Raw genomic sequence first — 13,666 nt, 5'->3', positions numbered from 1 at the left:
TTAAGCTTGGATCGCCAGGCGCGGCGCGGCGGCCGTGATGGCGGGGGCTTCGGCCTGGTTCTGCGCCGTCAGCACTTCCATGAAGCTGGTCAGCGAAATCGGGCGGTGGAACAGGTAGCCCTGCATGGTGGCGCAGCCGTTGGCGGCCAGGTAGCGCGCCTGCACCTCGGTCTCGACCCCTTCGGCCACCAGGTGCAGTCCCAGGCCGCGCGCGATCGAGATGATCGCCAGGATCACCGGGTAGTGGCCATGCTCGTCGTGGATCTCCTTGACGAAGCTCTGGTCGATCTTGATGGTGTGGATCGGGAAGCGGTGCAGGTAGGACAGCGAGGAGTAGCCGGTGCCGAAATCGTCGATCGCCACCGAGACGCCGAGCTGGCACAGTTTGTTGAGCTGCTCGATCGCGTACTGCGGGTTGCGGATGCAGATGTTCTCGGTGATCTCGACTTCGATCTGCGACGGCGAAATCTGGTAGCGCACCAGCGCGTTGCGCATCTTTTCGAAGAAGTCGCCGCGGTCCAGGTATTGCGGCGACAGGTTCAGCGACAGGCGGATATTGTCGGCGCCGGCCGCGTTCCACAGCAGCAGGTCGCGGCACAGCGCGCCGATCATCCAGTCCGAGATCGGCAGCATCAGGCCGTTCTCTTCGGCGAACGGCAGGAACTCGCCGGCCGACAGCAGGCCGCGCGTCGGGTGGTTCCAGCGCATCAGGCCTTCGGCGCCGATGATGCGGCCGCTGGCCATGTCGACCTGCGGCTGGTAGTACATTTCCAGCTCGTTGTTTTCGAGCGCCTTGCGCAGCGACTGCTCCAGCACGATCTTCTGGTGCGACATGTCCTGCATCGAGGCGTGGTAGAAGCTGTGGCCGTTCTTGCCCTGCGCCTTGACCTGGTACATGGCGATGTCGGCGTGGCGCAGCAGCTCTTCGATCGAGTCGCCGTCGGTCGGGTACACCGCGATGCCGATCGAGGCCGAGATGTGCACCACGTGGCCGTCGAGGTCGAACGGCAGCTGCAGCGCCTCCTGGAACTTGTCGGCAATCGCCTTGGCGTCGGCGCGGTCGCGCAGCTCGGGCAGCACGATGGTGAATTCGTCGCCGCTGTGGCGCGCCAGGGTGTCGCCCTTGCGCAGGCAGTCCTTCAGGCGGCGCGCGGCCTGCTGCAGCAGCTCGTCGCCCTTGACGTGGCCCAGCGTGTCGTTGACCAGCTTGAAGCGGTCCAGGTCGATGAACATCACGGCCAGCTCGGTGAGCTTGCGCTTGGCCTGGATCACGGCCAGGCCCAGGCGGTCCTTGAACAGGATGCGGTTCGGCAGGTCGGTCAGGATGTCGTGGTAGGCCTGGTAGGAGATCATCTCCTCGGCGCGCTTGCGGTCGGTGATGTCGCGCGCCACGCCGTAGGTGCCGAAGAATTCGTGCTTGGCCACTTCCTCGCCCGGCACGTGCATGCCGATCGCGTTCAGCGAGATCGTCATCAGGGTGTTGTTGAAGGTGCGGTCGCCGGCGGCGCTGTTATTGCACTTCAGGCGCAGCTCGACGTTGCGCGAGGCGCGCTCGTCGACGCGGCGCTCGTTGAACACGTAGCGCGCGCGCTCCTGGTCTTCCTCGTGCACCAGCACCGAGTAGTGCTTGCCGATCAGCTCTTCGCGCGAGTAGCCCAGGATCTGGTAGGCGCGGTCGTTGATGAAGGTGAAGCAGCCCTCGTGGTTCAGGGTGTAGATGATGTCCGGCGAGCTGTCCACCAGGTAGCGGTACATCTTCTCGGAGTTTTCCAGGCGCTGCGCGATGCGCGTGTTCTCCACCGCCAGGCGGCGCTTTTGCAGCGCGTTCTCCACGGTCTTCAGCAGCTCGGGCGGGTTGTACGGCTTGCGCAGGTAGTCGTAGGCGCCGCGCTTCAGGGCGCCGATGGCGGCCTCGATGCCGGCTTCGCCGCTCATCACGATCACGTCGCAGTCGATCTGGCGCGAGTTCACGAAATCCATGATGTCGTGGCCGCTCATGTCCGGCAGGCGCAGGTCCAAGAGCAGCAGGTCGAAGTGCTGGCGGCTCAGCGCGGCCAGCGCTTCGGCGCCGTTGGTGGCGGTCACCAGCTGGTAGTGGTCCTGCACGCGCAGCAGCTCGTACAGGGAGGACAGCAGGCGCGGTTCGTCGTCTACCAGCAGCAGGCGTGGCTGGAATTCCGGTGCCGGGGTCGGGGGCGTCGGGAGGATCGGGTTCATGGGGCCTTATACGGAATCCACCACGCCGCGCGCCTGCACCGGGGCGAGCTGGCTGGTGCTGCCGCGGGCCGGCAGCAGGAGTTCAAACGAGGTGCCGTTGGCGCCGCTGCGGCAGCTGATCATGCCGTTCAGCTTCTTGACCAGGCTGTGGACGATGGACAGCCCCAGGCCGTGGTGCTTGCCTTCTTTGCTGCTCTTGACTGCGCTAAACAGGTTGGCCAGCACTTCCTGCGACAGGCCGGGGCCGGCGTCGCTCACCGCCAGCTCCACGTACAGCCGGCGTTCGCGGTTGACCAGCCCGCGGTTGGCAATCTCGATGCGGCCGCCGTGCGGCTGCGCTTCGATCGCGTTCTTGACCAGGTTGACCAGGATCTGCTTGAGCAGGTCGGCGTCGCCGTCGATCTCCTGCGGGCCTTCCTGCATGCGCGTGACCACCTGCACCGAGGCGGGCAGGAAGTCGGTGGCGCGGAACAGGCGCAGCACGTCTTCCACCACGCGCGCCACATTGGTGACGCTGCCCGCTTCCGAGGGCTGCAGGTCGGCCAGGCCGTTGATCAGGTGGCCGACGCGGTCGATCTCCTCGTTCAGGATCGACATTTCGGACACTACCGGCTCGCGGCGCGCCAGCTTGGCGTCCAGCACCGACAGGTAGTTCTTGATGATCGACAGCGGGTTGTTCACTTCGTGCACCACACGCCGCGAGGCCTCCCTGTATTCCTCGGCCACATGCGCTACCTGGCGGCGCGCGTGGCCGCGCTCGGACAGCGCGGTTTCCAGCGCGTTGGCGGCCTGGTTGCCGAAGGCCTGCAGGAAGCGTTCCTTCTTTTGCAGCAGCGGCAGCTGCCAGGCCGGTACGCCGCCGACGATCATGCCCAGGCAGCGCTGGCCGGCCACCAGCGGCAGGCAGACCAGGGCTTCGCTGCCGACGATGCGGAACAGCTGTTCTTCGGCGATGCCCAGGGCGGCGCCGCCGCGCGTGGCAAAGGCCAGCTGGCGGCCATTGGCCGCTTCGGCCAGCACGCCGGGTTTATTCAGGGGGATGGCAAATTCGGCCAGGCGCTGCTGCGCTTCGCCGCTGCCGGCGCCCTGCAGCGCGTGGCCGGTCGGGCTCTCGAGCAGGATCACCGTGGTTTCCAGGTCGAACAGGATGCGCGCCGAGCGCGTCATGGCGTCCAGCATGCCGGCTTCGCCCTGCTGGCGCGCAAAGCTCTGGCCCATCTCCTGCACCAGCACCATATTGCGCACTTCTTCCTGCAGGCGCGCCTGGACCGGGTCGACCGGCTGCGGCGCCACCGCCGGCGGGGCCGGGATGTCGTCGGCGCCGGCCAGGTCGATGCCCAGGTGCTCGGCGGCGCGCGCGACCTGGCGCGCGGCGGATTTGACGAAGGCGTCCAGCTGGTCTTCCTCGATGCCGCACAGGGCTGCCGCTTCGGCCGCCGCTTCCGGCGTCTCGGCGTGGTAGCACAGCTGGTGCGCCAGGCGCACGATGCGGATCAGGGGATGCGCCGCTTCCAGGCGCCCCACCGGCTCGTGGTGGTACAGCACCGAGTCGGCCAGGAAGGAATCGAGGCTCCAGCGCTCGATCAGCCAGGCGCCGGCTTCGGCGTGGGTGATTTCCAGCGTGCGCTGTTCGACCGCGCACAGCTCCTCGTCGTCGCGGGCGGTGAAGTTGTAGGCGTATTCCTTGGGGGCGGTGGCCAACAGCGCCAGGCGGCCGACGTTGTGCAGCAGGCCGGCCAGGTAGGCTTCTTCCACGTGCGGGTAGTCCAGCACGCGGGCAATGTCGCGCGCGATCACGGCGGTGGTCAGCGAGCCTTTCCAGAAGGCGCGCAGGTCGGTGCTGCCGCTGTGCGGGAAATTATTGAAGGTCTGGAACACCGACTCGGAAATCACCAGCGTCTTGATCATGTCGGTGCCGAGCGACACCAGGGCCTGCTCCAGGCCCACCGAGCGGTTGTGGCGCTGGTAGGCCGAGCTGTTGGCTACGGCCAGGATCTTGCTGGTCATCCCCGCATCCTTGGCGATCAAAGCGGCCAGCTCCGGCATGCCGGCGTCGTCGGCTTGCAGGAGCTCAATCAGCTTGATCAGGATCTGCGGCATGGCGGGCAGCCGCGCGATCAGCAAGCGATTGCGGATGTCTTGGTCAGGGTGTTGCATTTAAGCGTGGTCCAAATCCTCGAATTGCGGGTGTTTAGCAGCTCTGTTCGGGCTTGCAATCCACTGAGCAAATTAGCATAAATATACTATAACTTAATGGCAATACAAATTTCTGACGGCACTATGTTGCATTTATGTAGAAACAATACCACTGTTGAAAGAAATTTATTTATTGCCAACAAGATTTTCATTTAAGCACGTATCTTGCGCCGCAGGACGCGCGCCGTCAACCATAGTGCGAGGCCGGTCATCGCCAGCACCAGCTGGCCGCACGCCAGCCATAGTAGCGAATGGGAAGCCAGTGGCGCCAGTACCCCGGCCACCAGTGCGCCTAATAAAGTGGTGGCGAACGACTGCACCGAGGCGACCGTGCCGCGGATGTGCGGGAACAGGTCGAGCGCCAGCAAGGTGGCGCCGGGCGCGGCGACCGACATGCCGAAGGTGTAGAAGAACAGCGGCAGCACGCTCCAGGGCAGCGCTGGCGGCAGCAGCGCGTGCAGCAGCACATTGGTGCCGGCGGCGGCCAGCAGGAAGATATAGCCGATGCCGATCTGGCGCGCGAACGTGATCTTGCCGGCGATGCGGTTGGCGGCCAGGGCGCCGAGGAAGATGCCGCCCACGGCGGGCACGAACAGCCAGGCGAATTGGTCGGGGCCAAGGTGCAGCTGGGTCGGCAGCGCGACCGGGGCGGCGGTGATGTACAGGAACAGGCCGGCGAAATTGAAGGCCACTACGCCGGTCTTCAAATGGAACAGCGGCGAGGACAGGATCTGGCTGTAATTGCGCCACAGGTAGCGCGGGTTGAACGGCTGCCGCTTGTCGCGCGGCAGCGTGTCGGGCAGGCGGCGGTAGCAGAAGATGAACAGCACCACCGTGTAGCCGGCCAGCGCCAGGAAGATGGTGCGCCAGTCCGAGTACTTGACGATGAAGCCGCCCAGCACCGGGGCGATGGCGGGCGCGATCGAGAAGATCATGGTCACCATCGACAGCAGCCGCGCGGCGGCGGCATCGGCGTACAGGTCGCGGATGATGGCGCGCCCCACCACCACGCCGGCGCCGGCCGACACGCCCTGCAGCACGCGGAAGAACCACAGGTAATGCACCGAATGCGCGGCGGCGCAGCCTACGGTGCCGAGCAGGAAGGCTACCAGCGACACCAGGATCACATTGCGCCGGCCAAAGGCGTCCGACAGCGCGCCGTGCCACAGCACCATGCCGGCGAAGGCCAGCATATAGGCGGTCAGCGATTGTTGGACTTCAAGCGGGGTGGCGTGCAGCGTGGCCTGGATATTGGGGAAGGCCGGGAGGTAGGCGTCGATCGAAAAGGGGCCCAGCATGGACAGGCTGGCAAGGACTGCCGCCAGTGCGCCGGGCCCCAGCGGCTTTCGATGCGGCGCCTCGGGCTCGGGGATCTTGGATGGCTCGTCGGTCGGCAGCATCGGGGTCAGGTCTGTCAATCGGTCATTTTGCGGCCCGCGCCAATGCGGTAATGGGACACTATACCCGCTAAATGTCCGATTGTCAGACCTGACCCCGACTTTACTCAGCCGGCGGCTTGCGGTTGAAGCCCGCGACCATGTCGAAGCGGAACAGGCGGCATTCGAGTGCGCCGTTGAAGAATGGCGTCTTGCGCGATTCTTTCAGGCGCAGCAGCTTCGGCAGGCCCAGGTCGGCGGTGAACAGGTAGGCCGTCCAGCCGCTGAAACGCTGCTTCAGGGTGGTGGAGAAGGCGCTGTAAAAACTGCGCGCCAGTTCATCCTCTTCCAGGCTGGCGTCGCCGCGCACGCCAATCCGCTCGCCATACGGTGGATTGGTCAACAGGATGCCCGGCTCCTTGGTCGGCGCCTGCACCTGCTGCGCTTCGATCTGCTTGAGCGGCACCTCGAACACGATGCCGGCGCTCTTCAGGTTGTGGCGCGCCATCGCCACCATGTCGCCCGAAATATCGGAACCGAAAATGGTCGGCTCGGCCGGCAGCGGATTCGGTTTGAAGTCGGTCTTCATCTTCAGCCACGGCTCGGGATCGAAGTCGTGGAATTTCTCGAACGCGAAACGGCGGCGCGCGCCGGGCGGAATGCCCTGCACCATCTGCGCCGCTTCGCACAGGATGGTGCCGGAGCCGCACATCGGGTCGAACAGCGGCACGCCCGGCTTCCAGCCGGACACGCGCAGCAGGCCGGCGGCCAGGTTTTCGCGCAGCGGCGCGTCGCCGGTCTCTTCACGCCAGCCGCGCTTGAACAGCGCTTCGCCGGAGGTGTCGAGGTAGACCATGAACTGGCGCTGGTCGAGGAAGCCGAAAATGCGCATGTCGGGCTCGCGCGTGTTGACCGACGGGCGCTTGTTGTACATGTCGCGGAAGCGGTCGCACACGGCGTCCTTGATCTTCAGCGTGGTGAATTCGAGCGACTTCAGCGGCGACTTGATGGCGGTGACGTCGACGCGGATGGTGTGATGGACGCCGAACCATTCTTCCCAGGGCTGGGCCAGTACCAGGTCGTAGATGTCGTTTTCGTTCTGGTAGTGGCACACGCCCATGCGCATCAGCACGCGCGAGGCGATGCGCGAGTGCAGGTTGATGCGGTAGGCGTCGTACAGGTCGCCGGAGGCGTGCACGCCGCCTGGGACCTGGTTGTGGACCTTCAGGGTCGGGCTCATGGCCGCGATTTCGGTCAGTTCTTCTGCCAGGGCGGCTTCCAGGCCGCGCGGGCAGGGGCAAAAATAGGATGGCATATATGGGGAACCCTTTATCCGTTGTTTAAAGCAAAACCGGTACTTCAGGGTCAGACCCAAGGGTCTGACCCAGGTTTACCGGTTTAAAAAGGCTTGACGACCACCAGAATCACAATCGCCAGCAACATCAGCACCGGCACTTCATTGAACCACCGGTAAAACACATGACCGCGGGTATTCACGCCGCGTTCAAACTTCTTCAACAGCGAGCCGCACGCATGGTGGTAGCCCAACAGCAGGAACACCACGCCCAGCTTGGCATGCAGCCAGCCCGGCATCCTGGCGCCGTACTGCAGCGCCACCAGCCACACGCCGAACACCACCGCCGGCAGCGCCAGCATGGTGGTGAAGCGGTACAGCTTGCGCGCCATCGTCAGCAGCCGCTCAGTGGTCGGCCCCGGCGTTTCCATCGCCAGGTTGACGTAGATGCGCGGCAGGTAGAACAGGCCGGCCATCCAGGCCACGATGAAGACGATATGCAGCGCTTTAATCCAGAGCATGGTTACTTTCTAATCTCGCCGTGGCCGAACACCACGTATTTCAGGGAAGTCAGGCCCTCCAGGCCAACCGGGCCGCGTGCGTGCAGCTTGTCGTTGGAAATGCCGATCTCGGCGCCCAGCCCGTACTCGAAGCCGTCGGCGAAACGGGTCGAGGCGTTGACCATGACCGACGAGGAATCGACCTCGCGCAGGAAGCGCATCGCGGCGGAATAGTCTTCGGTCACGATCGCCTCGGTATGCTTGGACGACCAGGTGTTGCAATGCTCGATCGCGGCGTCCAGCCCATCGACCACGCGCACCGCCAGGATCGGCGCCAGGTATTCGGTGGCCCAGTCCTCTTCGGTGGCATGCGCCAGGTGCGGGTAGCCGGCGGCGGCCAGGATGGCGTGCGCTTCGGCGTCGGCGCGCAGCTCGACCTTCTCGGCGGCGTAGCGCTGCGCCAGCGCAGGCAGCACCTCGGCGGCCACCGCGCGCGCAACCAGCAGCGTCTCCATCGTGTTGCAGGTGCCGTAGCGGTGGCACTTGGCGTTGAAGCCGATATCGAGCGCCTTGGCCAGGTCGGCCTTGCCGTCGATATACACGTGGCAGATGCCGTCCAGGTGCTTGATCATCGGCACCGTGGCCTCTTCCATCAGGCGCGCGATCAGGCCCTTGCCGCCGCGCGGCACGATCACGTCCACATACTGCGGCATGGTGATCAGGGCCCCCACGGCGGCGCGGTCGGTGGTGTCGACCACCTGCACGCCGTCGGCCGGCAGGCCGGCGCCGGCCAGGCCTTCGGCCACCAGCTTGGCCAGCGCGCGGTTGCAATGGATCGCTTCCGAGCCGCCGCGCAGGATGGTGGCGTTGCCGCTCTTGATGCACAGGCCCGCCGCGTCCACGGTGACGTTGGGACGCGCTTCGTAGATGATGCCGATCACGCCCAGCGGCACGCGCATCTGGCCGACCTGGATGCCCGACGGGCGGATTTTCACGTTCGAGATTTCGCCCACCGGGTCCGGCAGCGAAATGATCTGGCGCAGGCCTTCCACCATGGTGGCGATGGCCTTGTCGGTCAGCGCCAGGCGGTCCAGCATGGCCGGCGCCAGGCCGGCGGCGCGCGCGGCGGCCAGGTCCTGCTCGTTGGCGGCGCGCAGCGCGGGCGCTTCGCGTTCGATGGCCGCGGCGATCAGCTCCAGCGCGCGGTTGCGCGTGGCGCTGTCGGCGCGCGCCATGCCGCGCGAAGCGGCGCGGGCGCGCTGGCCGATGTCCTGCATGTACTGCTTGATGTCCATAGTCTTAACCTTTTGCGACCTTCAGCGCCAGCTGCAGCATGGCATCCCACTGGTCGCCGGCGAACGCTTTGGCGCGCAAGCCTTTCACCATGCGGTCGACCTGGGCGGCCTGCTGCAGCGCCGCTTCCAGCGTCGGCAGCGAAATGCGGCGCAGCGCCGGCTCCATCAGCCGTTCGCGCGGGCCCCAGATGCGGTACTCCTTGAGCAGCGCCGGCAGCGGACGGCCTTGCGCCATGCCTGCCTTTAATTTTAGCAGCGTGCGGATTTCTTCGGAGACGGCCCACAAGACCAGCGGCAGCGCTTCGCCCTCGCCTTTCAAGCCCTCCAGCATGCGGATCAGGCGCGCGGTATCGCCGGACAGCATCGCTTCGGACAGCTTGAACACGTCGTAGCGTGCGACATTGAGCACGGCGTCCTGCACCTGCTCGTGGGCCAGCTTGCCCGGCTCGTGCAGCAAGCCGAGTTTCTGGATTTCCTGGTGCGCGGCCAGCAGGTTGCCTTCAACGCGGTCGGCGATGAAGTCCAGGCTGGCGCGGTCGGCGCTTTGCCCTTGTGCGGCAAGGCGGTGCGCGATCCATCCCGGCAGCGCGTTGCGCTCGATGTTCGGGATGTCGATATACACGGCGGCCTGCTGCAAGGCCGCCACCCACGCCGCCTTCTGCGTCTGCCAGTCCAGCTTGGGCAGGGTGATCAGCGTGAGGTTGTCGGGGGAGAGGTCTTTGGCGTAAGCCTGCAGGGCGGCGCCGCCATCCTTGCCCGGCTTGCCGGACGGGATGCGCAGCTCGATCAGCTTCTTGTCGCCGAACAGGCTCATGGCCTGGTTGGCCGCCAGCAGCTCGCCCCACTTGAAATTGCGTTCGACGGTCAGCACGTCGCGCTCGGAGTAGCCTTGCGCGCGGGCGGCGCGGCGGATCTTGTCGGCCGCCTCCAGCGCCAGCAAGTGCTCGTCGCTGGTGATGACGTACAGCGGCGCCAGCGTCTTGGTGACGTGGACGTCCAGGGCGTCGGCGCGCAACTGCATGGCGCGGCCTTAGCGGATCACCGGCGCGGCCGGCGTACTGCTGCCGGTGGCGTCCTGCGTGCCCAGCACGCCGGGCAGCACGCCCGACGGCGTCGGCGCCGGGGCCGGCGCGCCCGGCTTGATGGCGGCCATGCGGCGCATCATCTGCTGCACCAGGTCGGTCTGCATGTCCTTGTACAGCAAGGCTTCTTCCTGCTCTTTCGCCAGCAGCTGGTCTTCCTTGAACTCGATCGGGCGGCCCAGTGTGATCTGGGTCGGCGCCAGCAGCTCGTTGCCGGCCTTGTCGGTCACGCGGAACACGATGTTGTAGCTCAGCAGGTATTCGCGCACGCGGCCATTGCTGTTCAGCGACAGGATCGACTTGGTGCGGGTTTTCTCCGGATTGGTGATCACTTCGATCACGCCGTCCGCGTCGGCCGCGCGGGCCGCCACGGCGGTGTGGCCGTTGGCGCGGATATTGCGCTTCAGGTCAATCGCCAGCGGCGACGACTCCGGCAAGCTCACGTACAGGGCGTTGAAGGGCAGCGTGTAGTTGCCGCCCGAGCCGCGCAGGTGGAAGCCGCAGCCGGCCAGGGTGGCCGCTGCGCCCAGCGCCAGTATGGCGCGTTGCAGGAATGTCGTCGTCATGAACGCCTTACACCACAATGTTGACCAGCTTGCCCGGCACCACGATGACCTTCTTCGGCGCGCCTTCCAGGAACTTCTGCACGCTTTCCTCGGCCAGCGCGGCGGCTTCGATGGCGGCCTTGTCGGCGGCCTTCGGCACCTTGACCGAGCCGCGCAGCTTGCCGTTCACCTGGATCATCAGCTCGATCTCGGACTGCTCCAGCGCGGCCGGATCGACCTGCGGCCAGGCCGCATCCAGGATGTCGCCGGCGAAGCCCATCTCCTGCCACAGCACGTGGGTGATGTGCGGCGCCACCGGGTTCAGCAGGCGCAGGAAGATGGCATAGCCTTCGGCCAGCACCGCCGCTTCCACGGCTTTCGCCGACTCCAGGGTGTTCAGCATCTTCATGCAGGCCGACACCACGGTGTTGTACTGGATGCGTTTGATGTCGTAGTCGGCCTGCTGCAGCACCTTGTGCAGCTCGCGGCGCAGGGTCTTGCCGTCGTCGGTCGACGCGGCGGCAAGCAGCGGCGAACCGGCGGCGCGGATCGCGTCGCGCTGGGCGAAGCCGAAGTTCCACACGCGCTTCAGGAAGCGGTTGGCGCCTTCCACGCCGGAGCCGGACCATTCCAGGGTCTGCTCTGGCGGCGACGCGAACATGGTGAACAGGCGCGCGGTGTCGGCGCCGTACTGCTCGATCTGGGCTTGCGGGTCGATGCCGTTGTTCTTCGACTTGGACATCTTCTCGGTGCCGCCGATATGCACCGGCTGGCCGTCGGCGCGCAGCACGGCCGATACCGGGCGGCCGCGGTCGTCGGTGGTCAGTTCCACGTCGGCCGGGTTGAACCAGGTCTTCTTGCCGGCCGCGTCTTCGCGGTAGTAGGTCTCGTTCAGCACCATGCCCTGGGTCAGCAGGTTGACGAACGGCTCGTCGAACTTGACCAGGCCGAAGTCGCGCATCACCTTGGTCCAGAAGCGCGCGTACAGCAGGTGCAGCACGGCGTGCTCGATGCCGCCGATGTACTGGTCCATCGGCATCCAGTAGTCGTTGCGGGCGTCGACCATCGCGGCATTGCTGCCCGGCGAGGTATAGCGCATGTAGTACCAGCACGAGTCGACGAAGGTGTCCATGGTGTCGGTCTCACGGCGCGCAGGTTTGCCGCATTTCGGGCAGTCGCACTTGAGGAAGGCTTCATGCTTGTTCAGCGGGTTGCCGGTACCATCCGGTACGCAGTCTTCCGGCAGCACCACCGGCAGGTCCTGCTCCGGCACCGGCACCGAGCCGCAGGACTCGCAGTGGATCATCGGGATCGGGGTGCCCCAGTAGCGCTGGCGCGAGATGCCCCAATCGCGCAGGCGGAAGGTGGTCTTCTTCTCGCCCAGGCCTTTGGCGGCCAGGTCGGCGGCGATGGCTTCCAGCGCGTCGTTGTAGCGCAGGCCGTCGTACTTGCCGGAGTTGGTCACCACGGACACGGACTTGTCGCCGTACCATTCCTGCCAGGCGTCGTCGCTGTAGGCCTGGCCTTCGGCGCTGATCACCTGCTTGATCGGCAGATTGTATTTTTTCGCGAAGGCGAAGTCGCGCTCGTCGTGCGCCGGCACGCCCATCACGGCGCCGTCGCCGTAGGTCATCAGGACGTAGTTGCCGATCCAGACTTCGACTTGCTCGCCGCTGATCGGGTGGGTCACGAACAGGCCGGTCGGCATGCCCTTCTTCTCCATGGTCGCCATATCGGCTTCGATCACGGAGCCCATCTTGCATTCGGCGATGAAGGCTTGCAGTTCCGGCTTGTTCTGCGCGGCGTGGGCGGCCAGCGGGTGCTCGGCGGCCACGGCGCAGAAGGTCACGCCCATGATGGTGTCAGGGCGGGTGGTGAACACGTACAGCTTGCCGTCGTTGATCAACTGGCCGTCTGCGCCCGCGATCGTGTGCGGGAAGGCGAAGCGCACGCCGGTGCTCTTGCCGATCCAGTTCGACTGCATGATGCGCACGCGCTCAGGCCAGCCTGGCAGCTTGTGGTCGACGTAGTCCAGCAGCTCTTCGGCGTAGTCGGTGATGCGGATGTAGTACATCGGGATTTCGCGCTTTTCGATCAGCGCGCCGGAACGCCAGCCGCGGCCATCGACCACCTGCTCGTTGGCCAGCACGGTCTGGTCGATCGGATCCCAGTTCACGGTACCGGTCTTCTGGTAGATGATGCCCTTCTCCAGCATCTTCAGGAACATCCACTGGTTCCACTTGTAGTATTCCGGCTTGCAGGCCGCCATTTCGCGCGACCAGTCGATCGCCAGGCCCATGGACTCCATCTGCTCCTTCATGTGGGCGATGTTGGAGTAGGTCCACTGCGCCGGCGGCACGTTGTTGGCCATTGCCGCGTTTTCGGCCGGCATGCCGAAGGCGTCCCAACCCATCGGCATCAGCACGTTGTAGCCGTTCATGCGCAGGTAGCGGTACATCACGTCATTGATCGTATAGTTGCGCACGTGGCCCATGTGCAGCTTGCCCGATGGGTAAGGCAGCATCGAGCAAGCGTAATACTTGCCTTTTGGGAAACGTGGGTCGTTTTCGACCGCTTTGTAGGCGTCGATCGCCTTCCAGTGCGATTGGGCGGCTTTTTCGACGTCTGCTGGACTATATTTTTCTTGCATGATGGAGCGCACTAAAATTGGTGGATATGAACCCTTCATTATAACAATGCATTTGGTGCGGCGCGTCAGATTGGCTTGAATATGAAATATCGGGAATTTCCGGCCCCGCCGGGGCTGGCTGGGCTGGTGGAATGCCTGTGGCTGTCCGAGGCCCCGGCTGCACCTGCCGCGGCCGGCGTTGCTGCGCCCGTTTCGCACCGGGTGCTGCCGGACAATTGCACCGATATCCTGTGGCAGGACAGCGGGGCGGCGTTCTTTGTCGGCATGATGAGCACCTGGTTTGATGTGCCGGCGGCGCGCCGCGTGCGGACGGTGGCGGTGCGCTTCCGTCCGGGCGCGGCCAGCCTGTTCGTGGGGCCGGTGCCGCTGGCGGGCCTGACCGATAGCCGCGCTGACCTGGACCAGCTGTGGGGGCGCTCGGATGCCGAGCGGCTGGGCGATGCGCTGTGGTCGGTCGCCCGCAGCGATGCCGGGCGACTCGCGCTGCTGACCGAAGCCCTCTACGCCCGCC

The 13,666-nt window shown here is 65.5% G+C and carries 10 protein-coding genes; 1 reads left to right on the top strand and 9 read right to left on the bottom strand.

The genetic code is table 11. The features are described from left to right. From AAHE99_RS19265 to leuS, 9 genes are all read right to left on the bottom strand, one after another. Positions 1-2,217 (bottom strand): putative bifunctional diguanylate cyclase/phosphodiesterase, encoded by a 2,217-nt coding sequence (locus AAHE99_RS19265; RefSeq protein WP_342118969.1) that lies wholly within the window; start codon positions 2,215-2,217, stop codon positions 1-3. A 6-nt stretch (positions 2,218-2,223) separates the two neighbouring features. After that, on the bottom strand, positions 2,224-4,374 hold the full coding sequence (locus AAHE99_RS19260) for an HDOD domain-containing protein (RefSeq protein WP_342118968.1): 2,151 nt from the start codon (positions 4,372-4,374) through the stop codon (positions 2,224-2,226). 191 nt (positions 4,375-4,565) lie between these two features. Then, on the bottom strand, positions 4,566-5,813 hold the full coding sequence (locus tag AAHE99_RS19255; protein WP_342119020.1) for a multidrug effflux MFS transporter: 1,248 nt from the start codon (positions 5,811-5,813) through the stop codon (positions 4,566-4,568). 100 nt (positions 5,814-5,913) lie between these two features. After that, complete coding sequence (locus AAHE99_RS19250) at positions 5,914-7,104, bottom strand: THUMP domain-containing class I SAM-dependent RNA methyltransferase (protein WP_446728939.1); 1,191 nt, start codon at positions 7,102-7,104, stop codon at positions 5,914-5,916. Between the two features lie 83 nt (positions 7,105-7,187). Beyond that, complete coding sequence (locus AAHE99_RS19245) at positions 7,188-7,604, bottom strand: CopD family protein (protein WP_342118967.1); 417 nt, start codon at positions 7,602-7,604, stop codon at positions 7,188-7,190. A 2-nt stretch (positions 7,605-7,606) separates the two neighbouring features. After that, positions 7,607-8,878 carry a glutamate-5-semialdehyde dehydrogenase gene (locus AAHE99_RS19240; RefSeq protein ID WP_342118966.1) on the bottom strand — a complete coding sequence of 424 codons (1,272 nt, stop codon included), beginning with the start codon at positions 8,876-8,878 and terminating at the stop codon, positions 7,607-7,609. 4 nt (positions 8,879-8,882) lie between these two features. Next, positions 8,883-9,899: a DNA polymerase III subunit delta gene (gene holA / locus AAHE99_RS19235; protein WP_342118965.1), complete on the bottom strand. Its 1,017-nt coding sequence runs from the start codon at positions 9,897-9,899 to the stop codon at positions 8,883-8,885. 9 nt (positions 9,900-9,908) lie between these two features. Next, positions 9,909-10,526, bottom strand: coding sequence for an LPS-assembly lipoprotein LptE (locus tag AAHE99_RS19230; protein WP_342118964.1), 618 nt, complete (start codon positions 10,524-10,526; stop codon positions 9,909-9,911). 7 nt (positions 10,527-10,533) lie between these two features. Further along, positions 10,534-13,155, bottom strand: a complete 2,622-nt coding sequence (gene leuS / locus AAHE99_RS19225) for a leucine--tRNA ligase (RefSeq protein WP_342118963.1) — start codon at positions 13,153-13,155, stop codon at positions 10,534-10,536. Between the two features lie 81 nt (positions 13,156-13,236). Here leuS and AAHE99_RS19220 point away from each other — a divergent pair. Next, positions 13,237-13,666, top strand: a 430-nt coding sequence (locus AAHE99_RS19220) for a DUF6597 domain-containing transcriptional factor (RefSeq protein ID WP_342118962.1), incomplete at its 3' end; no start/stop codon positions are given.

This window comes from Pseudoduganella sp. OTU4001, assembly GCF_038440195.1.
Taxonomy (GTDB): domain Bacteria; phylum Pseudomonadota; class Gammaproteobacteria; order Burkholderiales; family Burkholderiaceae_D; genus Rugamonas.
This window is presented reverse-complemented; position numbering and strand designations above follow the sequence as displayed.

Coding starts and splice junctions, on each gene's coding strand:
- AAHE99_RS19245 (WP_342118967.1), bottom strand. CDS start 7,604: ATGCTCTGGATTAAAGCGCTGCATATCGTCTTCATCGTGGCCTGGATG.
- AAHE99_RS19240 (WP_342118966.1), bottom strand. CDS start 8,878: ATGGACATCAAGCAGTACATGCAGGACATCGGCCAGCGCGCCCGCGCC.
- holA (WP_342118965.1), bottom strand. CDS start 9,899: ATGCAGTTGCGCGCCGACGCCCTGGACGTCCACGTCACCAAGACGCTG.
- AAHE99_RS19265 (WP_342118969.1), bottom strand. CDS start 2,217: ATGAACCCGATCCTCCCGACGCCCCCGACCCCGGCACCGGAATTCCAG.
- AAHE99_RS19250 (WP_446728939.1), bottom strand. CDS start 7,104: ATGCCATCCTATTTTTGCCCCTGCCCGCGCGGCCTGGAAGCCGCCCTG.
- AAHE99_RS19255 (WP_342119020.1), bottom strand. CDS start 5,813: ATGCTGCCGACCGACGAGCCATCCAAGATCCCCGAGCCCGAGGCGCCG.
- leuS (WP_342118963.1), bottom strand. CDS start 13,155: ATGCAAGAAAAATATAGTCCAGCAGACGTCGAAAAAGCCGCCCAATCG.
- AAHE99_RS19260 (WP_342118968.1), bottom strand. CDS start 4,374: ATGCAACACCCTGACCAAGACATCCGCAATCGCTTGCTGATCGCGCGG.
- AAHE99_RS19230 (WP_342118964.1), bottom strand. CDS start 10,526: ATGACGACGACATTCCTGCAACGCGCCATACTGGCGCTGGGCGCAGCG.